This is a genomic window from Pseudomonas sp. Hp2 (assembly GCF_006386585.1).
In the GTDB taxonomy this organism is placed as follows: Bacteria; Pseudomonadota; Gammaproteobacteria; order Xanthomonadales; family Xanthomonadaceae; genus Pseudomonas_S; species Pseudomonas_S boreopolis.
The window spans coordinates 201,593-220,192 of sequence record NZ_VAHJ01000006.1 but is presented as its reverse complement, the minus strand read 5'-3'; the positions used below and the strand labels follow the sequence as shown (position 1 = coordinate 220,192).

The 18,600-nt window shown below is 69.7% G+C and carries 20 protein-coding genes; 7 read left to right on the top strand and 13 right to left on the bottom strand.

All coding sequences use genetic code 11. The features are described 5' to 3' along the window. Nucleotides 1-3 precede the first annotated feature (3 nt). The 3 genes from mreD to FD678_RS17310 form a co-directional block, all read right to left on the bottom strand. Nucleotides 4-483, bottom strand: coding sequence for a rod shape-determining protein MreD (gene mreD / locus FD678_RS17320; protein WP_140726786.1), 480 nt, complete (start codon nucleotides 481-483; stop codon nucleotides 4-6). Next, nucleotides 480-1,463, bottom strand: a complete 984-nt coding sequence (gene mreC / locus FD678_RS17315; RefSeq protein ID WP_140726783.1) for a rod shape-determining protein MreC — start codon at nucleotides 1,461-1,463, stop codon at nucleotides 480-482. The genes mreD and mreC overlap by 4 nt, the downstream gene beginning before the upstream one ends. A gap of 120 nt (nucleotides 1,464-1,583) precedes the next feature. Continuing rightward, nucleotides 1,584-2,630 (bottom strand): rod shape-determining protein, encoded by a 1,047-nt coding sequence (locus FD678_RS17310; protein ID WP_140726779.1) that lies wholly within the window; start codon nucleotides 2,628-2,630, stop codon nucleotides 1,584-1,586. A 275-nt stretch (nucleotides 2,631-2,905) separates the two neighbouring features. Here FD678_RS17310 and FD678_RS17305 point away from each other — a divergent pair, with 275 nt between their 5' ends. Beyond that, complete coding sequence (locus tag FD678_RS17305; RefSeq protein WP_140726776.1) at nucleotides 2,906-3,838, top strand: carbohydrate kinase family protein; 933 nt, start codon at nucleotides 2,906-2,908, stop codon at nucleotides 3,836-3,838. 186 nt (nucleotides 3,839-4,024) lie between these two features. Here FD678_RS17305 and FD678_RS17300 read toward each other — a convergent pair whose 3' ends face one another. From FD678_RS17300 to ubiE, 3 genes are all read right to left on the bottom strand, one after another. After that, nucleotides 4,025-4,741, bottom strand: a complete 717-nt coding sequence (locus FD678_RS17300; protein WP_140726773.1) for a hypothetical protein — start codon at nucleotides 4,739-4,741, stop codon at nucleotides 4,025-4,027. 129 nt (nucleotides 4,742-4,870) lie between these two features. Beyond that, entirely contained in the window at nucleotides 4,871-6,799 is a 1,929-nt protein-coding gene (locus FD678_RS17295; RefSeq protein ID WP_140726770.1) for a M1 family metallopeptidase, read from the bottom strand. Between the two features lie 116 nt (nucleotides 6,800-6,915). Further along, nucleotides 6,916-7,677: a bifunctional demethylmenaquinone methyltransferase/2-methoxy-6-polyprenyl-1,4-benzoquinol methylase UbiE gene (gene ubiE, locus FD678_RS17290; protein WP_140726765.1), complete on the bottom strand. Its 762-nt coding sequence runs from the start codon at nucleotides 7,675-7,677 to the stop codon at nucleotides 6,916-6,918. Between the two features lie 88 nt (nucleotides 7,678-7,765). Here ubiE and FD678_RS17285 point away from each other — a divergent pair, with 88 nt between their 5' ends. The 5 genes from FD678_RS17285 (at nucleotide 7,766) to atpC (ending at nucleotide 11,977) form a co-directional block, all read left to right on the top strand. Continuing rightward, nucleotides 7,766-9,415 carry an MFS transporter gene (locus FD678_RS17285; RefSeq protein ID WP_140726761.1) on the top strand — a complete coding sequence of 550 codons (1,650 nt, stop codon included), beginning with the start codon at nucleotides 7,766-7,768 and terminating at the stop codon, nucleotides 9,413-9,415. Next, on the top strand, nucleotides 9,412-10,491 hold the full coding sequence (locus FD678_RS17280) for an HlyD family secretion protein (RefSeq protein ID WP_140726757.1): 1,080 nt from the start codon (nucleotides 9,412-9,414) through the stop codon (nucleotides 10,489-10,491). Before FD678_RS17285 ends, FD678_RS17280 begins: the two co-directional genes overlap by 4 nt. 23 nt (nucleotides 10,492-10,514) lie before the next feature. Further along, nucleotides 10,515-11,009 carry a GNAT family N-acetyltransferase gene (locus tag FD678_RS17275; RefSeq protein WP_140726753.1) on the top strand — a complete coding sequence of 165 codons (495 nt, stop codon included), beginning with the start codon at nucleotides 10,515-10,517 and terminating at the stop codon, nucleotides 11,007-11,009. Further along, nucleotides 11,006-11,461 (top strand): nucleoside deaminase, encoded by a 456-nt coding sequence (locus FD678_RS17270; RefSeq protein ID WP_140726751.1) that lies wholly within the window; start codon nucleotides 11,006-11,008, stop codon nucleotides 11,459-11,461. Before FD678_RS17275 ends, FD678_RS17270 begins: the two co-directional genes overlap by 4 nt. Nucleotides 11,462-11,557: 96 nt before the next feature. Beyond that, the gene (gene atpC, locus FD678_RS17265; protein WP_140726748.1) at nucleotides 11,558-11,977 is read left to right on the top strand and encodes an ATP synthase F1 subunit epsilon; all 420 of its coding nucleotides are present in this window, start codon (nucleotides 11,558-11,560) and stop codon (nucleotides 11,975-11,977) included. A 741-nt stretch (nucleotides 11,978-12,718) separates the two neighbouring features. Here the strand turns inward: atpC and hslU are convergent. Then, on the bottom strand, nucleotides 12,719-14,086 hold the full coding sequence (hslU, locus tag FD678_RS17260; protein WP_140726745.1) for an ATP-dependent protease ATPase subunit HslU: 1,368 nt from the start codon (nucleotides 14,084-14,086) through the stop codon (nucleotides 12,719-12,721). Between the two features lie 90 nt (nucleotides 14,087-14,176). Then, a complete protein-coding gene (gene hslV / locus FD678_RS17255) occupies nucleotides 14,177-14,728 on the bottom strand; it encodes an ATP-dependent protease subunit HslV (RefSeq protein WP_140726742.1) in 552 nt (183 codons plus the stop codon). A 145-nt stretch (nucleotides 14,729-14,873) separates the two neighbouring features. On the opposite strand from hslV, the gene FD678_RS17250 reads away from it, so the two are divergent. Next, the gene (locus tag FD678_RS17250; protein ID WP_140726739.1) at nucleotides 14,874-15,266 is read left to right on the top strand and encodes a group III truncated hemoglobin; all 393 of its coding nucleotides are present in this window, start codon (nucleotides 14,874-14,876) and stop codon (nucleotides 15,264-15,266) included. 3 nt (nucleotides 15,267-15,269) lie between these two features. On the opposite strand, the gene FD678_RS17245 is transcribed toward FD678_RS17250, so the two are convergent. The 5 genes from FD678_RS17245 to lptM all read right to left on the bottom strand — a co-directional run bounded on the left by FD678_RS17245 (nucleotide 15,270) and on the right by lptM (nucleotide 18,568). Next, on the bottom strand, nucleotides 15,270-15,743 hold the full coding sequence (locus FD678_RS17245; RefSeq protein ID WP_140726736.1) for a DUF1203 domain-containing protein: 474 nt from the start codon (nucleotides 15,741-15,743) through the stop codon (nucleotides 15,270-15,272). 104 nt (nucleotides 15,744-15,847) lie between these two features. After that, on the bottom strand, nucleotides 15,848-16,795 hold the full coding sequence (xerC, locus tag FD678_RS17240; protein WP_140726733.1) for a tyrosine recombinase XerC: 948 nt from the start codon (nucleotides 16,793-16,795) through the stop codon (nucleotides 15,848-15,850). Further along, nucleotides 16,792-17,466 carry a DUF484 family protein gene (locus FD678_RS17235; protein WP_177497871.1) on the bottom strand — a complete coding sequence of 225 codons (675 nt, stop codon included), beginning with the start codon at nucleotides 17,464-17,466 and terminating at the stop codon, nucleotides 16,792-16,794. Before FD678_RS17235 ends, xerC begins: the two co-directional genes overlap by 4 nt. After that, complete coding sequence (dapF, locus tag FD678_RS17230; protein WP_140726726.1) at nucleotides 17,463-18,317, bottom strand: diaminopimelate epimerase; 855 nt, start codon at nucleotides 18,315-18,317, stop codon at nucleotides 17,463-17,465. Before dapF ends, FD678_RS17235 begins: the two co-directional genes overlap by 4 nt. Continuing rightward, complete coding sequence (lptM, locus tag FD678_RS17225; protein WP_140726723.1) at nucleotides 18,314-18,568, bottom strand: LPS translocon maturation chaperone LptM; 255 nt, start codon at nucleotides 18,566-18,568, stop codon at nucleotides 18,314-18,316. The genes dapF and lptM overlap by 4 nt, the downstream gene beginning before the upstream one ends. Nucleotides 18,569-18,600 lie beyond the last annotated feature (32 nt).

Genomic DNA, 18,600 nt, shown 5'->3' with positions numbered 1-18,600 from the left:
GCCCTAACCGCGCTTGCCCAGGCGCAGCGCGTCGAGCAGCACGAACAGCGGCAGCCACAGCAGCATGCCCAGCAACGGCGCCCACCAATAGCTCCATGGCAGGGTGGGTTCGCCCACCGCCAGGTGCACCGCCGCCGAGACGATGCGGTCGTTGACCAGCAGGCCGCCGATCGCCAGCGCCTGCTGCGACATCGGGAAGAACCGCAGCCGCGCGCGGAAGCGCTGCAGGATGAAGGTCATGATCACCAGCCGCAGCGCCTGCTCGCCCAGCAGGGTGCCGTAGACCATGTCCGCGGCCAGCCCGGCGATGAAGGCCAGGCCGAGCCCGGCCTGGTCGGGCTCCTCGATCACCCAGTAGGTCAGCACCAGCGCCAGCCAGTACGGGCGCAGCGGCTGCACCGGCAGCGGCAGCGGCAGCAGGCCCAGCAGCAACGCCACCACCAGGCTGACCGGCAGCACCCAGGCCTTGCGCTGGCGGCTCATGGTTTCGGCTCCCTTGGAGCTGGGGATTCGGGATTCGGGATCGGGGAAGGCGCCTCCCCGCCCTTGGCCGGCGGTCGGCCCGCCAGGATCGGCGCAGGTGTGGCACTCCCGCTTCCATCGGCTCCCGAATCCCGGATCCCGAATCCCGCTGCTGCGGAACGCAGCAGCAGCACGTCCCGCCCGCGGTCCAGCTTGGCCGCCGGGGTGATCTCGCCGACCAGGAAGGCATGCGAATCGTCCGGCCGCAACGCCGAGACCGTGCCGACCGGGAACCCGGCCGGGAAGCGCCCGCCGAGGCCCGAGGTGACGATCTGGTCGCCGACCTCGATGCCGGCGCTGAGCGGGATGTCGCGCAGCTCCAGCCGGTCGCCGCGGCCGTAGACGATCAGGCGCACGCCGGTGCGCGCGACGCTGACCGGCACCGCATGGTCCGGGTCGGTCAGCAGCAGCACGGTCGAGTGCAGTACGCTGACCTCGATCACCTGGCCCATCAGGCCGCCGGCATCGATCACCGCCTGGCCGACCTTCACGCCGTCGCGGCTGCCGGCATCGAGGATCAGGCGCTGCCGGGTCGGGTCGAGGTCGACGTCGAGGATCGGCGCCAGTTGCACGTCCAGGCCGTTGCGCTCGGCGACGTTGAGCAGTTCGCGCAGTTGGGCGTTGTCGAGCGCGGCGGTGCGCAGGCGAGTCAGGCGGGCGTTGGCGATCAGCAGCTCGTTGCGGAGGCGGCGGTTCTCCTCGACCAGCTGCGCATGGGTCGCCGCGTTGTCCTTGACCTGGGTCCCGATCCGGCCTGGCAGTCCGGCCAGCGCCCAGACCGGCTGCACCAGCACGTTGGCCTGCGCGCGCAGCAGCGATAGCCAGCCGCCCTGGCTGTCGAGCGCGATCAGCACGATCGCCGCCGCCAGGTAGGCGAGCAGACGGACGGTGCTGGCGACTTCGCCGCGGGAGGCAACGGGAGGACCGGCGTAGGGAGGCATCTTTCGTGATTGGTGATTCGTGATTTGTGATTCGCAACTGCTGCCGGCGATCCGCTACCCGGGAAGAAGCGGCCTTGCCGCCCCGGACCGGTCACGAATCACCAATCACGAACCACGGCTTCACTCGGGCGCGAAGAACTCGTTGCCGTGCATGTCGACCAGCTCCAGCGCGCGGCCGCCGCCGCGGGCCACGCAGGTGAGCGGGTCGTCGGCGACCTGCACGTGCAGGCCGGTCTCCTCGGAGATCAGCCGGTCCAGGTCGCGCAGCAGCGCGCCGCCGCCGGTCAGCACGATGCCGCGCTCGGCGACGTCCGCGCACAGCTCCGGCGGGGTCTGCTCCAGCGCCAGCTTGACCGCCGAGACGATGCCCGACAGCGGCTCGTGCAGCGCCTCCAGCACCTCGTTGGAGTTGATCTTGATCATCTTCGGCACGCCCTCGGCGAGGTTGCGGCCGGAGATCTCCATCTCCTGCACCTCGGTCTGCGGGTAGGCGCAGCCGATCTCCAGCTTGATCCGCTCGGCGGTCGCCTCGCCGATCAGCATGCCGTGGTTGCGGCGCACGTAGTTGGTGATCGACTCGTCGAAGCGGTCGCCGCCCACGCGCACCGACTGCGAGTAGACGATGCCGTTCAGCGAGATGACCGCCACCTCGGTGGTACCGCCGCCGATGTCGATGACCATCGAGCCGCGCGCCTCGGTCACCGGCATGCCGGCGCCGATCGCCGCGGCCATCGGCTCCTCGATCAGGTAGACGTCGCGGGCGCCGGCCTCCTCGGCCGACTCCTTGATGGCGCGGCGCTCGACCTGGGTCGAGCCGGCCGGCACGCACACCAGCACGCGCGGGCTCGGGCGCAGGAAGCGCGACTTGTGCACCTTCTTGATGAAGTGCTTGAGCATCGCCTCGGTGTAGGTGAAGTCGGCGATGACGCCGTCCTTCATCGGGCGGATGGTGGTGATGTGGCCCGGGGTGCGGCCGAGCATCTGCTTGGCCTCCGCGCCGACCGCCGCCACCGAGCGGGTGCCGCCGATCGCGCGGTCCTGCCGCACCGCCACCACCGACGGCTCGTTCAGGACGATGCCCTGGCCGCGCACGTAGATCAGGGTATTGGCCGTGCCCAGGTCGATGGACAGGTCGTTGGAAAACATGCCGCGGAGCTTCTTGAACATCTGGGAGGTCGGTCCTGAGGAGAGTGCGCGCCGGAGTGCCGAGTGGCGAAAAAATGGGCAGAAAACGAAGTCGGCTAGCCTAACAATCCCCCTGCATGCGGGCAAGGAAAAATCCGGGGAAATCCGCGCTTTTCCCGGCCCGGCCCGGCCCGGCCGGCGTCCGCGGTTCTGGCCCTCGACCGCCCCACCCGTTAACCTTTGCGCCGCGGCGCGCCCGCCGCCCCCTGGCCACGTCCCACGGCCGGCGGGATTTCCCATTCGCAAAGGCCTGCTCGATGTCCGCTTTGATTTGTGGTTCCCTTGCCTACGACACCATCATGGTGTTCCCGGACCAGTTCAAGAACCACATCCTGCCGGACAAGGTGCACATCCTGAACGTGTCGTTCCTGGTGCCGCGGATGCGGCGCGAGTTCGGCGGCTGCGCGGGCAACATCGCCTACAACCTGCACCTGCTGGGCGGCAAGCCGATCCCGATGGGCACGGTGGGCTCGGACTTCGGCCCGTACCGGGCGCACTTCGAGGCGCTGGGCATCGACCTGTCGCGGGTGAAGGTGATCGAGGAGCTGTTCACCCCGCAGGCCTTCATCACCACCGACCACGACAACAACCAGATCACCGCCTTCCACCCGGGCGCGATGATGCGCAGCTACGAGAACCACGTGAAGGACGTGCCGGGCGTGACCATCGGCCTGGTCGGCCCGGACGGGCGCGAGGGCATGCTGCAGAACGCGGCCGAGTTCCGGGAGATGGGCGTGCCGTTCATCTTCGACCCGGGCCAGGCGATGCCGCTGTTCAACGGCCCGGAACTGCGCGAGTTCATCGAGCAGGCCGACTACGTGGTGGTCAACGACTACGAGTCCAACCTGCTGCAGGAGCGCACCGGCTGGTCCGAGAAGGACATCGTGCAGCGCGTGCAGGCCTACATCACCACCCAGGGCCCCAAGGGCGCGCTGGTGCACACCCCCGGCAAGACCTACGACATCCCGCCCGCGCACGAGCGCCGCGTGGTCGACCCGACCGGTTGCGGCGACGCGTTCCGCGCCGGCCTGCTCTACGGCATCGAGAAGGGCTACGACTGGCTGACCATCGGCCGCATGGGCAACCTGATGGGCGCCCTGAAGGTCGAGCATCCGGGCACCCAGAACCAGCGCTTCGACTTCGCCGAGTTCAACGACCAGTTCCGCCAGCAGTTCGGCTACTCGCTGTAGCCGCGCCTGCCCCCTCCCCCGTCGGGGAGAGGAGGCACGGCTTGCGCGCCCTTGGCGCGCGTGCCCTCGGGGCGGGGACGGGCAAAGCCCCTTGCGATGCCCGACTGCACGAGGCTCCCCCCTCGTCCGCCCGGTCCGGGGTTCCGCGCCTTCGCGCTCCCCCTCCGGCGGACCAGGGGAAAACGCTCACCACCCCGGCATCTGCGTGCCGTCCACGCCCGCCGTCTCGAACACCGCGGTACGCGTGCCGCCGGCCTTGACCGGGAAAGTAATGGACAGGGCCTTGGCCTGGCGGGCCAGCTTCCACAGGGCCTTGTCGTCGTCGATGAACATCGCGATCGCCTCGTCGGTGTCGGGGCGGTGCGCGGGCAGGGCCCGGGGCTTGCCCCCGTCGACCGCGACCTGCACCTTGCAGCCGCGATAGCAGTCGAAATCCCCGGCCTGCAGCACCAGGTAGGCGTGGCGCTTCCATTGCGGGTGGTCGCGGAACACCAGCTGCACGCGCTTGGCGCCGCTGCCGTCCACGTCGACCGGCTCCTTGGCGTCGATCATCGCCGAGCGCTGGGTACCCCCCTTCACCGCCACCTGGTTGTACTGCCACAGCGCCTGCAGGCGGCGCTGCTCGCGGGCCTCGTCGCCCTTGGCCTTGACCTCGGCGTAGCCCGGCTCGACCTTCCGGGCGGCCTCGGTACCGGGATAGCTCTGCAGCAGGTCGGCGCCATAGGAGCGCGCCATGTCCCAGTTGCGGTCCTGCACCGCGCGGTCGTAGCGCTGCGCCAGCTCGGCGGCGGCCTGCTCCTTCCGTTCGGCCTCGGCGGCCAGTTGCGCCTGGCGTTGCGCCTCGCGGTCGGTACAGGCCGACAGCAACAGCAGGGACAGCACGGCAACGGACAGGTATTTCATGGCGTACTCCGGCGATGGACGATGTCGAGACGGCAGGAGAGACTGCGTGGGAGGGACTTCAGTCCCGACCGGCCTTGCCGGTACCGCCTGCGGGGACCGAAATCCCTCCCACGGATGGCAAGGAAGCCTTTACTGCGCCGGCTTCTCCGCCTTGGCCAGCATTTCCTCGACCGAGGCGGTGGTGATCGGGTGGTAGCCCGGCCTGGCCTTGGCGAAGGCCTGCTTGGCGAACGCCAGCCCTTCCGGCGTCTTCACCAGTTCGGCATAGACCGGCAGGATCAGCTTGCGGCGGCCGACCCGCTCGATGAACTCGCCCGCGGCCGGCCAGGCCTCGGTGTAGCCGCTGCGGATCGCCAGCGGGTACCAGCGCATGGCGATCTCGCCGTTCGGGGTGCCGGTGAAGTGGTAGGCGGCGTCGAGCTGCTTGAGCTGCTCCGGCTTGAGCGTGGCGCCCATGCCGCTGAGGAAGTGCACCCACTGCTGGGTCACCCACTCGCCGGTGACCTGGCTGCTGGGCAGCGTGCCCGACCCGGACCAGGCGATGCGGGCGGTGTCCACGATCGCGAAGCCGCGCGAACGCGCCTTCTGCGCGAACGCCGGGATGCCCGGCTGGTTCAGCCAGGCGTCCAGCTCGGCCGGGGTGACCGCGTTGGGGCTCTTCGGTAGCAGGTGCTTCTTGAGGTAATCGACGAACTGGTCGGTGGTCGCGCTCTGGAACGCGTGGTCGTCGAACCAGCCGCGCAGGAACGGATCGAACGTCTCGCGGCCGAAGCGCTGCTCCAGGAACTGCAGGAACCAGGCGCCCTTGACGTAGGCGACGCTGCTCAGCGCCTCGTCCGGGTCGCGCTCGGTCAGCGGCGGCAGCGCCAGCGCCTGGTCGGCCGGGCTCATGTCCTTCACCTCGGCCAGCAGGTCGGTCTGGTCGATCTCGCGCTCCATCTCGGCCATCTCCTGGCCGTACAGCGCCTCGGTGATGCGGCCCTGCACGTAGGTGGTGAAGCCCTCGTTGAGCCAGATGTCCTTCCAGCTGGCATTGGTCACCAGGTTGCCGGACCAGCTGTGCGCCAGCTCGTGCGCGACCAGCGACACCAGCGACTTGTCGCCGACGATCACGGTCGGCGTGGCGAAGGTGAGGGTCGGGTTCTCCATGCCGCCGAACGGGAACGACGGCGGCAGCACCAGCATGTCGTAGCGGCCCCAGCGATACGGGCCGTACAGCTGCTCGGCCGCGCCGATCATCTTCTCGGTGTCCTCGAACTCCTTGGCGGCCTTGTCCGCCATCGCCGGCTCGGCCCAGACGCCCGAGCGCGCCGAGATCGGCTTGAACACCAGGTCGCCGGCGGCGATCGCCAGCAGGTAGGACGGGATCGGATGCTCCATCTTGAAGCTGTAGTCGCCGTCGCGCGCCGCATCCGGGTCGCTGTTGGCGCTCATCAGCACCATCACGTCGGGGCGGCTGGTCACGTGCGCGCTGTAGGTGAAGCGCACGCTCGGCGTGTCCTGCAGCGGCACCCACGAACGCGCATGGATCGCCTGCGACTGGCTGAACATGAAGGGCAGCTTCTTGCCCTCGGTCATCGACGGCTCCAGCCACTGCAGGCCGGAGGCGTCGGGCGAGGTGCGGTAGGCGATCTGCAGCTTGGCCGGGCGGTTCGGCGCCTCGATCGTCAGCTTGCTGCCGAACACCTTGTCGGCCGGCGCCAGCGCGTACTGCAGCGGCGCCAGCGCGCCCTTGCCGTCGTCGCCCTGCACGCTCTCGATGGCCAGGTCGCGGGTATCCAGCACCAGTTGCGTGGCGGAGCGGTCCTTCCAGTCCAGCGTGTAGGTCGCGGTGCCGGCGATCTCCTTCTTGTCGAAGTCGATCTTCAGGTCCAGCGCCAGGTCCTTGATGACGGCCTTGTCCGGCTCGGCGTAGGAACTTTCGTCGTGGCCGCGGGCGGGCGCCTTCGCGGCGGCGGGCTTGGCGGGCTGGGATTCGGGCGTGGACGCCGGGTCTTTGGAACACCCGGCCGCACCGACGGCCATGGCCAGGGACAGCAACAGGAACGAGGAGCGCATGGGAAGAACCAGGACAGGAAAGCCCGGAATTCTACCCGGAGAGCCGGGATTGGGGATTCGGGACCGGGGATTCGCAAGAGCGCCCTGCCCTGGCGAATCCCCGGTCCCGACCTCGATCAGACCTTGTAGCCGGAATGGATCGCGACGATGCCGCCGGTCAGGTTCTTGTAGTGGCAGCGCGCGAACCCGGCGTCGGCCATCATCCCCTTCAGCTCGTCCTGCGGCGGGTGCTTGCGGATGCTCTCGGCCAGGTACTGGTAGCTGTCGGCGTCGCGGGCGAACAGCTTGCCCAGCCGCGGCAGCACCTGGAACGAGTGGAAGTCGTAGATCGGCTTGAACCAGTCGGCGGTGACCTCGGAGAACTCCAGCACCCGCGCCTGCCCGCCGACCTTGAGCACGCGGTACATCTCGCGCAGCGCGGCGTCCTTGTCGGTGACGTTGCGCAGGCCGAAGGAGATCGTCACCAGGTCGAAGCTGGCGTCCGGGAACGGCAGCGCCTCGGCGTTGCACTGCACGTAGTCCAGGCCCGAGACCAGCCCGCGGTTGGTCAGGCGGTCGCGCCCGACCGAGAGCATGCCGGCGTTGATGTCGCCCAGCACGATCGAACCTTCCGGCCCGACCCGGTCGCGCAGCAGCACCGCGATGTCGCCGGTGCCTCCGGCCAGGTCCAGCACGCGGTCGCCCGGCTTCACCTGCGCGGTCGCCACGAAGTAGCGCTTCCAGGCCCGGTGGATGCCCAGGCTCATCAGGTCGTTCATCAGGTCGTAGTTGCGCGCGACCGAGGTGAACACCTGGCCGACCAGCTTCTGCTTGTCCTTGGCGGCGACGTCGCGGAAGCCGAAATGGGTGGTGCCGGTCTTGTAGGGGGATTCGCTCATGGGCCGGATTATCGCACCGCTGACGGGATCGTGACCGGCCCGTGCCACAATCGGCCGCACTGACCGCGATCCAGGGCCTGGACCCGCCGTGAGCGACAAGTACGTCCCGCGCCAGTGGCAACCCCACGAGAAGCCGACGCTGCCCGGCTCCGCCTCGACGCCGCTGCACCCGGTCCCGCGGCGGATCGCCTACGGGCTGGTCGGGATCGTGGTCGCGCTGACCGGCGGGCTGAGCAACGCGCTGGTCACCGCCAACCTGCCCTACCTGCAGGGGGCGCTGGGCGCCTACGCCAGCGAGATGGCCTGGCTGCCGGCGGCCTACGTGATGACCAACATGTCGGCCAACCTGATCCTGGTGAAGTTCCGCCAGCAGTTCGGCCTGCGCAAGTTCACCGAGATCTTCCTGTGGCTGTACGCGCTGATCGCGCTGGCGCACCTGTTCGTGCACTCGCTGGGCTCGGCGATCGCCGTGCGCGCCGCGCACGGGCTGGTCGGCGCCGCGCTCAGCTCGCTGGGCCTGTACTACATGATCCAGGCCTTCCCGGCCCAGCACCGGCTCAGGGCGGTGGTCACCGGCCTGGGCCTGACCCAGCTGGCGCTGCCGCTGGCGCGGGTGTTCTCGACCGAGCTGCTGGAACTGGGCGAATGGAACGGCCTGTACCTGTTCGAGTTCGGCCTGGCGATGTTCGCGCTGGCCTGTGTGATCGCGCTCAAGCTTCCGCCCAGCGACCGCTACAAGGTGTTCGAGAAGACCGACTTCGCCACCTTCGCGCTGTTCGCCGCCGGCGCGGCCGGGCTGGCCGCGGTGCTCTCGCTCGGCCGCTACCTGTGGTGGACCAGCACGCCCTGGCTGGGCGTGGTGCTGGCCGCCTCGATCGCGCTGCTCGCGGCGGCGGCAGTGATCGAGCACAACCGCCGCAACCCGATGATCAACACCCGCTGGCTCGCCAGCGCCGACATGCTGCGCCTGGGCATCGCGATCCTGCTGATCCGGCTGGCGCTGTCCGAGCAGAGCACGGGCGCGCTCGGCTTCTTCCAGGCGCTGGGCCTGGGCAACGAGCAGATGCACGCCCTGTTCTGGCTGATGCTGCTCGGCGCGGTATGCGGGGTCGTCGCCAGCGCGCTGTTCATCAAGCGCGAGCACATCACCCAGCACCTGGTGGTCGCGGTGGCCGCGATCTGCATCGGCTGCTTCCTGGACGCGCGCTCCAACAGCCTCACCCGCCCCGAGCAGATGTACCTGAGCCAGTTCCTGCTGGCGTTCGGCGGCACCTTCTTCGTGGCCCCGGCCATGGTGGCCGGCATCAGCCGCGTGGTGACCCAGCCCGGCAACCTGATCAGCTTCATCGTGCTGTTCGGCATGGCCCAGAACCTGGGCGGGCTGGTCGGCAGCGCCTTTCTCGGCACGCTGCAGATCGTGCGCGAGAAGTTCCACTCCAGCCAGCTGGTCGAACACCTGGTGCTCACCGACCCGCAGGTGGCCGCGCGCGTGCAGGCCTACGCCGGCACCTACGGGCGCGTGGTCGGCGACCCCGCCTTGCGCCAGGCCGAGGGCGTGCGCCTGCTCGGCAGCGTGGCCACCCGCGAGGCGACCGTGCTGGCCTACAACGACGTGTTCCTGGTGATCGGCAGCATCGCCATCGCCACCCTCGCATGGTTCCTGTGGTACCTGTTCTGGCGCCGCCTGCACGATACAGACGCCGCACCGCCCGTTCCGACACCGACCACGACCCGATGAACACACCCGCCACCGCACCGCCCGCCGGCGACCGGCGCAAGCGCATCGCCGTCAGCGCAGGCATCGTCCTGCTGGCGCTGGCCGGCATCGCCCTGGTGCTGTACGCCTGGCGCCTGCCGCCGTTCACCAGCGCGATGCAGTCCACCGAGAACGCATTGGTGCATGGCCAGGTCACGGTGATCGCCCCGCAGGTGAGCGGGTACGTGGTCTCGGTGGACGTGCAGGATTTCCAGCACGTGCAGGCCGGGCAACTGCTGGCGCGGATCGACGAGCGCATCTACCGCCAGCAGCTCGACCAGGCCCAAGCGCAGTTGCAGACGGCGCAGGCCAATCTCGCCAACTGGCAGCAACAGCTGCGCAGCGCGCAGGCGGGCGTGGCCGAGGCGGAGGCCGGGCGCGCCAGCAACCTGGCCGCGCGCGACCGCACCCGCTCGGCGCTGCGCCGCGCCGAGGCGCTGGCCGACCGGCAGCTGGTCTCCGAACAGGACCGCGAGACCGCGCGCGCGAGCGCGGCGCAGGCGCAGGCCGCGCTGCGCCAGTCCGAAGCGGCGGTGCAGGCCGCCACCGAGCAGGCGCGCAGCGTCGAGGTGAACCGCCAGGCGCTGGAAGCGGCCGTCGCCAGCGCCACCGCCGCGGTGGAGCTGGCCCGCATCAATCTCGACAACACCCGCATCGTCGCGCCGCGCGCCGGCCAGCTCGGCCAGCTCGGCGTGCGCCAGGGCGCCTACGTGACCAACGGCACCCAGCTGATGTCGCTGGTGCCGGACACCCTGTGGGTGGTGGCGAACATGAAGGAGACGCAGATGGCGCACGTGCGCATCGGCCAGCCGTCGAGCTTCACCGTCGATGCGCTGGACGGCGCGCGCCTGCACGGCCACGTGCAGGAGATCTCCCCGGCCACCGGCTCGGAATTCGCCGTGCTGCCGGCGGACAACGCCACCGGCAATTTCGTCAAGATCGCCCAGCGCATCCCCGTGCGCATCGCCATCGATCCCGGCCAGCCCCTGGCCGGCCGCCTGCGCCCCGGCATGTCGGTGGTGGTCTCGATCGACACGCGCGACCGGCGCGGAGAGTGAACGGGCGACGCTATCATGCGCGCATGCCCGCCACCGCTCCCACCCTGCACTGGCAGACGCTCGCGTTCGATGCGCTCGACGCGCGCCAGCTCTATGCCCTGCTGAAACTGCGCTCGGAGATCTTCGTCGTCGAACAGGCCTGCGCCTATCTGGATCCGGACGGCAAGGACACCCATCCCGACGCGCTGCACCTGCTCGGCCACCACGGCGACGCGCTGGCCGCGTACCTGCGCATCCTGCCCGCCGGGGTCGGCCACCGCCACCCCAGCATCGGCCGGGTGGTGGTCGCCCCCGCCTGGCGCGGCACCGGCGTGGGCCATGCGCTGATGCGCGAGGGCGTGCGCGCGTTGCTGGCGCGCTGGCCCGGCAGCGAGATCCGGCTGGGCGCCCAGGCCCACCTGAGCGGCTACTACGCCGCGCACGGCTTCGTCCCGGCCTCGCCGATCTACGACGAGGACGGCATTCCCCACGTCACCATGCGGCGCGACCCCGGCGTCGCCCTCGAGGACCCACGATGATCGCCACCCCCGACTACCGCGCCCTGCTCGACACCGCCATCGCCGAGGCCCGCCAGGGCCTGGCCGAGGGCGGCATCCCGATCGGCGCGGCGCTCTACCACAACGACGGCCGCCTGCTCGGCTGCGGCCACAACCGCCGCGTGCAGGAAGGCGATCCGTCGGTGCACGGCGAGACCGACGCCTTCCGCAAGGCCGGCCGCCAGCGCCGCTACAAGGACACCATCATGGTCACCACGCTGGCGCCGTGCTGGTACTGCAGCGGACTGGTGCGCCAGTTCGGCATCGGCACCGTGGTGGTCGGCGAGTCGGTGACGTTCCGGGGCGGCATCGACTGGCTGCGCGAGAGCGGCGTCGAGGTGATCGACCTGCACAGCCAGGAATGCATCGACCTGCTCGGCGGCTACATCGCCGCCAATCCCGAGGTGTGGAACGAGGACATCGGCGAGGATTGATCTCCATCAATCCGCCTTGACGCCGGCTGCACTAGCATCGATCGCGACCGCGCATGCGGGGAACAGCGCAGCGATGCAACGCGACCAGGGAAAGCCATGTCGTCCCAGCCGGCCACCATAAGCCTCGACGTCGTCAGCCTGACCGGTTCGCTCTGGAGCGGCCAGGTGCGCGAAGTCAGCCTGCCCGGCCGCGAAGGCCGCTTCGGCGTGATGGCCCGGCACGTCCCGATGCTCGTCCTGCTGCGCGAGGGCATGCTGCACCTGCAACCGCTGCAGGGCGAGCCGGAGGACATCTACATCTCGGGCGGCTACGTCGAAGTGCAGCCCGACCGCGTCCTGGTGGTGGCCGACCTCGCCGAGCGCAACGAAGACCTCGACGCCGCCCGCGCCCAGGCCGCCCGCGACCGCGCGGCCTCGCTGATGGCCAGGAACTTCACCGACGAGACCTACGCGCAACTGCACATGGAGCTGCTGCACCGCTACAGCGCGAACCTGCGATACCCCACGCGCCGGTAGGACGCCGAGCAGGCAACGGCACGCACGATGGACGCAGGAACGGCGCAAGCCGCGAGAGGACTTGCCCGTCTGATCCGCGTAGACATCCTGCAGAAACCCTCGCGGCCGAAGCCGCTCCCACACGAAACAGAGGTTCGCAAGCCCCCGGGGACGACATGTCCCAGTTGGACATCCGAGCTTGCGAATCCCTGATCAAAAATCTCGCGGAAGCTAGGTTTTGCAGTTGCCATTGCTCCTGCTTTTGCCCTTGACCTACCGGGGCCCCTCCGAAGCGGCGGAGACGGCGGGAAAAACCCGAAGGGCGACGCACATGGATGTGCGTCGTTTTTCGCCGCGACAGGATGTCGCGTCGAAAAATCCCACCGGCTCCGCGGACCCGCAGCAAAGCTGCGGGCGCAAAGGCGGGGTGTGCTTTCTTTGGGTTACCTTCTTTGCACAAGCAAAGAAAGGTAACTCGCCGTAGGCGAAAGCTTTGAGCTTTCTCGTCAAAGCCCTGAAAGCCCCAAAGTAACGTCCCTGGATCTTCGATCCCCGGCCATCGGGCATAGCCCGATGGCGTTCAGCGCCACGCGAGCCAATGGCTCGCAAACAGTGGCGCTTCACCCCCGCCTTCGCGGGGACGACGGTAGAGGGATGGCGGGAAAGTTCGACATCCCGCATCCCCACACACCTCAACACTCCGCCAGAGCGGTCGCAACGACTTCATCGCCCCACGTCACACCCAAATGCCAAAACCAGGAATCACAGAATGTAACGACTCAGGTCCGGATCCTGCACCAGCTCGCCCAGGTGCGAATCGACATAGGCCCGATCCACCGTGATCGACTGCCCGTCCCGGTCCGGCGCCTCGTAACTGAGCGTATCCAGCAGGCGCTCCAGCACCGTATGCAGGCGCCGCGCACCGATGTTCTCCTGGCGCTCGTTGACCAGGAACGCGATCTCGGCCAGCCGGTCGATCGCGTCCGGCGCGAACGTGATGTCCACGCCTTCGGTCTTCAGCAGGGCCTGGTACTGGCGAGTCAACGCCGCCTTGGGCTCGGTCAGGATGCGCACGAAGTCGGCCTTGGTCAGCGCCCCCAGCTCGACCCGGATCGGGAAGCGGCCCTGCAGCTCGGGGATCAGGTCGCTCGGCTTGGCCAGGTGGAACGCGCCGGAGGCGATGAACAGGATGTGGTCGGTCTTCACCGTGCCGTACTTGGTCGACACGTTGGACCCTTCCACCAGCGGCAGCAGGTCGCGCTGCACGCCCTCGCGGCTGACGTCGCCGCCGCCGATGGTGTCGCTGCGCTTGGCGACCTTGTCGATCTCGTCGATGAACACGATGCCGTGCTGCTCGCAGGCCTCGATCGCCTGGGAACGCACGTCGTCCTCGTTGACCAGCTTGCCGGCCTCCTCCTCGATCAGCAGCGGGCGCGCCGCCTTGATCGTCAACTTGCGCTTCTGCGACTTGCCGCCGCCGAGGTTGGAGAACATCTGGCGCAGCTGCTGGCCCATCTCCTCCATGCCCGGCGGGGTCATGATGTCCATGCTGACGTTGACCGACACGTCCAGCTCGATCTCGCGCTCGTCCAGCTCGCCGTTGCGCAGCATGCGGCGGAACTTGACGCGGGTGTCGTTGTCCTGCGCCGACGGCTCGTTGCGCGCGGCCTCCGGGTCGAAGCCGATGCCGCCGCTGCGGCGCGGCAGCAGCGCGTCGAGGATGCGGTCCTCGGCGCGCTCCTCGGCCTGGGTGCGCACGCGCACCTTGGCCTGCTCGCGGAACATCTTGACCGCGGTGTCGGCCAGGTCGCGCACGATCTGCTCCACGTCCTTGCCGACGTAGCCGACCTCGGTGAAGCGGGTCGCCTCGACCTTGACGAACGGCGCGTTCGCCAGCGTCGCCAGGCGGCGCGCGATCTCGGTCTTGCCGACGCCGGTCGGGCCGATCATCAGGATGTTCTTCGGCATCACCTCGTTGCGCAGCTCGTCCGGCAGCTGCATGCGGCGCCAGCGGTTGCGCAGCGCGATGGCGACCGCGCGCTTGGCGTCGTGCTGGCCGACGATGTGGCGGTCGAGTTCCTGCACGATCTCGCGCGGGGTCATGGTGGAAGAAGAGCCGTGATTGGTCATTTGTGATTCGTGATTCGTAGTTGGATGTCGGAAGGATCGGGATGCGTCGTGGCTGGCCGTGAATCGCTCTTGCGAATCACCAATCACGAATCACAGTTCTTCGACCACCACGTTGCGGTTGGTGTAGATGCAGATGTCGCCGGCGATGCCGATCGCCTCGCTGGCAATGGTCCTCGCGTCCAGTTCGGTGTGCGCCAGCAGCGCGCGCGCGGCCGACAGCGCATAGCTGCCGCCGGAGCCGATCGCGATGATGCCGTCCTCCGGCTCGATCACGTCGCCGGTGCCGCTGATGACCAGCGAGGTCTCCTTGTCGGCGACTGCCAGCAGGGCCTCGAGCTTGCCGAGGCGGCGCTCGGTGCGCCAGTCCTTGGCCAGCTCGACCGCGGCACGGGTCAGCTGGCCGTGCTTCTCCAGCTTGGCCTCGAACAGCTCGAACAGCGTGAAGGCGTCGGCGGCGGCGCCGGCGAAACCGGCCAGCACCTGGCCGTCGCGGCCGAGCCGGCGCACCTTGCGCGCATTGCCCTTCATCACGGTGTGGCCGAGCGTGACCTGGCCATCGCCGGCGATGGCCACCTTGTCGCCGCGGCGGACGCAGACGATGGTGGTGGCGTGGAAGACGTGGGGATTCTGGCTGGGGTCCATGAGGGGCTCCGGAAACGTTCTTCCTCAGGTGGGGACGCGCCCGGAAGGTTCAAGCACTGCGACACAAGCGCGCAGTCAGCGGCGGTTGCCTCCCGCCTCCGGACCGATGCGGGACAATATCCGTCCCCCTGGCCCGATTCCGTGGATGAATACGATCGTCACCGAACCCTGCTGCAGCGAGGACGAGGTGGTCCGGCTGGTCCACGCGTTCTACGCCCGGGTCCGCCGCGACCCCGAGCTGGGACCGATCTTCGAGCGCCACGTCGCCGACTGGGACGCGCACCTGCGCCACCTGGTGGATTTCTGGTCGGCGATGCTGCGCGGCACGCGCCGCTTCTCCGGCGCGCCGATGGCGCGCCACCTCGCCCTGCCCGGCCTGAGCGCGGACCTGTTCCGGCGCTGGCTGGCGATCTTCGGCGAAACCACCGCCGGGCTCGGCAACCCGGCGATGAAGGCCCAGGCCGATGCGCGCGCGGCGCAAATCGCCAACCGCTTCTGGCAGCACTACCAGCTCAACCGGCGCGCACCGGCCGGCTGAGCCTCAGGGCGCGGCGCGCTCGGCCCTGCAGGAATAGCAGCCATGGCGCGCGCTGTGCAGGTGCACGTAGGCGACCGCGGGATCGTCGAACGCCTGCCGCAACCACGCCGCCACGTCGCGGCCCTCGCGCACCTCCGCCTCGACCATCATCCCGGCCGCGTCGTAGGCCCGCAGCGACATCAGCCGCGTCGACACGCAGGGAGGCACCTCGTCCACCTCCGGCCGCGCCGTCGCCGCGCCACGGCGCACGAAGATCGGGCCGCTGGCGCGATACGGCGACGCCACCGCGTGGTGCTCGAACGGCAGCAGCACTTCCTCGCCGATGCGGGCGTTCTCCAGGCTGACCCGGCACGGCGTGCCGCGCTCGGAGGCGACGATGCGACGCACGATGCCGCGCGCCCCCAGCGCGGCATCGTCGAGCGCGAACAAGGGAGCGAACAGCGAGGCATCGAGCGCGTACAGGCGGAAGGCGGTCATGGGCAACTCCACGGGAAACGGCCTGCATGTTCGCCGCCGGCGCCACCGGCCGCCCGCCGTTCCCGGACATCGCATTCCGTCGCCGGCCATGGCCGGCGGCGCCCTCAGGGGCCGTCCTTCTTCCGCTTCGCGCGCGGGTGCGCGGCGTCGTAGACCTTGGCCAGGTGCTGGAAATCCAGGTGGGTGTAGATCTGGGTGGTGGCGATGTCCGAATGCCCCAGCAGCTCCTGCACGCCGCGCAGGTCGCCGGAGGATTCGAGGATGTGGCTGGCGAAACTGTGCCGCAGCATGTGCGGGTGCACGTGCTTGAACATGCCCTGGCGCAGCGCCAGCTGCTTGACCCGGATCTGCACCGCGCGCGACGTGATCGCCTTGCCGCCGCGCCCGGGGAACACATGGCCGTCCGCCGTGCCGCCGCTGTCGGCCTTCCATTCCTGCAGCGCGCGCAGCGCGTGCGATCCGACCGGTACCTGGCGCTGCTTGCTGCCCTTGCCGAGCACCGTCACCGTCGCGCCGGCCAGGTCCAGGTCGCGCCAGCGCAGCGCGCACAGCTCGCTCAGGCGCAAGCCGGAGGAGTAGAACAGTTCCAGCAATGCGCGATCGCGCAGGCCGAGCGGGGCATCGGTCGGCACTTCGACCAAGCGCACCGCCTCGTCGGCATCGAGCACCTGCGGCAGCTTGCGCGGCGCCTTGGGCGCGCGCAGCTTGGCCGCGGGACTGGCGGCGATCCGCCCCTGCTTCAGCAGCCAGGCATAGAAACTGCGGCAGGCCGACAGGCGCCGCTGCAGGCTCTTGGGCGAGAGCCCGCGCCGGTGCTCGGCGCTGGTGAACTCGCGCAGGTGCGAAGCGTCGAGCGCGGCCACCTCGCCGGCGCCCGCCGCGGCGGCCCATTCGGCCAGCGCCGCCAGGTCGCGGCGATAGGCGTCGAGCGTGTGCGGCGACATGCGCCGCTCGACCTGCAGGTGCGAGAGGAAATCCTGGATCGAGTCGGGGCCCGGAGGGGCGCCGGCATGTTCGCCGGGAACCGACTGCTTTCCCGGCTCCCGGCTCATTCCCCGAACCGCTGCAACGCCACCGCCAACGCTTCGCCCATCATGCGCAGGAACAGCGTGCCCATGCCGGGATAGAACCGGTTCGGGTCGCGGCTGCCGACGGCGATCAGGCCGACGCCGGGCAGCGGCAGCAAGGCGGTGGACTGCACCTCCGCGGCCTGCCCGCCGTACAGCACCGCGTGTTTCTCGGCCTGCAGCCGGCCGCAGATCGGCTCGCCGTCCTTCAGGCAATCGCGGAACGGCGCCATCCGCGGATCGTCCAGCGCGATCGCCTGCAGCCACTCCGCCTCCTCCAGTCCCGCGACCGGTTCCAGCAGCACGATCCGCACCAGCTCGCCGTTGAAATCCTCGGCCAACGATGCCGCCATCGCGCGCAAGGTATCGGCGGCGGTGGCCTGCTTCATCAGCGCCAGCGTCAGCTGGTGCGTGCGCACCGCCAGCCGCTCGTTGACCTGGGCATTGCCGGCCAGCTCGGACAGCCGCCGTGCCAGCTCGCGGTTCTTGTCGCGCAACACTTCCAACTGGTAGCTGGCGAGCGAGGCGGTCGGGCCATCGTCGCGCGGCACCACCAGCGTCAGCGCCAGGTCCGGGAACTGCTTGAGGAAGGCGGGATGCCGCCGCAACCAGACGGCCACCTCGTGCGCGCCGATCTTGTCCTGTGTCTCGCTCATCCGATCCACTCTCCGTCGAAGACGAATGTCGCCGGCCCGGACATCACCACCTGCGCATCCGGCGCCGGCCAGCGCACGCGCAGTTCGCCGCCGGGCAAGGCGATGCGCACGTCGCGTTCGACGCGGCCGCGCTGCATCAGCGTCACCGCGGCGGCGCAGGCGCCGCTGCCGCAGGCCAGGGTCTCGCCCGAACCGCGCTCGTACACCCGCAGCCGGACATGGCCAGGATCGACCACCTGGGCGAAGCCGACGTTCACCGATTCCGGGAAGGCCGCGTTCTGCTGCAGCAGCGGGCCCAACCGCTCGACCGGCGCGGCATCGACCAGGCCGACCTCCAGCACCGCGTGCGGGTTGCCCATCGAGACCGCGCCGAAGCGCACGCTCTCGCCCTGCAGCGGCAACAGGTACTCCTCGCGAGGATGGGCGAAGCCGGCCAGCGGGATCTTCGCCGGCTCGAACTCCGGAACGCCCATCGCCACGGCGTAGTCGTGCTCGCCGAGCCGGTCCACGCGATGCGCTGTGACCGGGCTGTCGATCACGAAGCTGTCGCCCTGCGCGGCGCCGTCGCGCACCAGCCACGCCGCCACGCAGCGCGCGCCATTGCCGCACTGCTGGGAGTGGGAACCATCGGCGTTCCATATCCGGTACGAAGCCACGGCCTGCCCGCTGCGCGGCGGCTCGATGGTCAGGATCTGGTCGCAGCCGACGCCGAAATGGCGGTCGGCCAGCTTCGCGGCGAGCGCCGCATCGGGCGCGGGAGTGCCGTCGCGCAGGTCCAGCACCACGAAATCGTTGCCGGCGCCGTGCATCTTGGTGAAGCGCAGGCGCCCGGCGGAAGCGGAACCGCTCATTGCCCGTCTTTGCCGTCGACCGGCGCCGGCGTGCCGTCGGTCGGCGCCGGGGTCGTCGGGCTGGCCGGCTCGGTCTGCGTCGGCTCGGCCTGCGCCGGCGGGGTCTGCTCGGGCACCGGCGTCGCCGGCTGGGCCTCCACCGGCACCGGCTTCTGCGGCATCACCAACGGCCCCTTGTTGCCGCAGGCGGCCAACGCGAGGAAGGTCGCACCGGCCAGTGCGATACGGACGGAGGAAGACTTCGTACTCATGCGTCGAGTATAGCCAACCCCGCGTTCCGCGC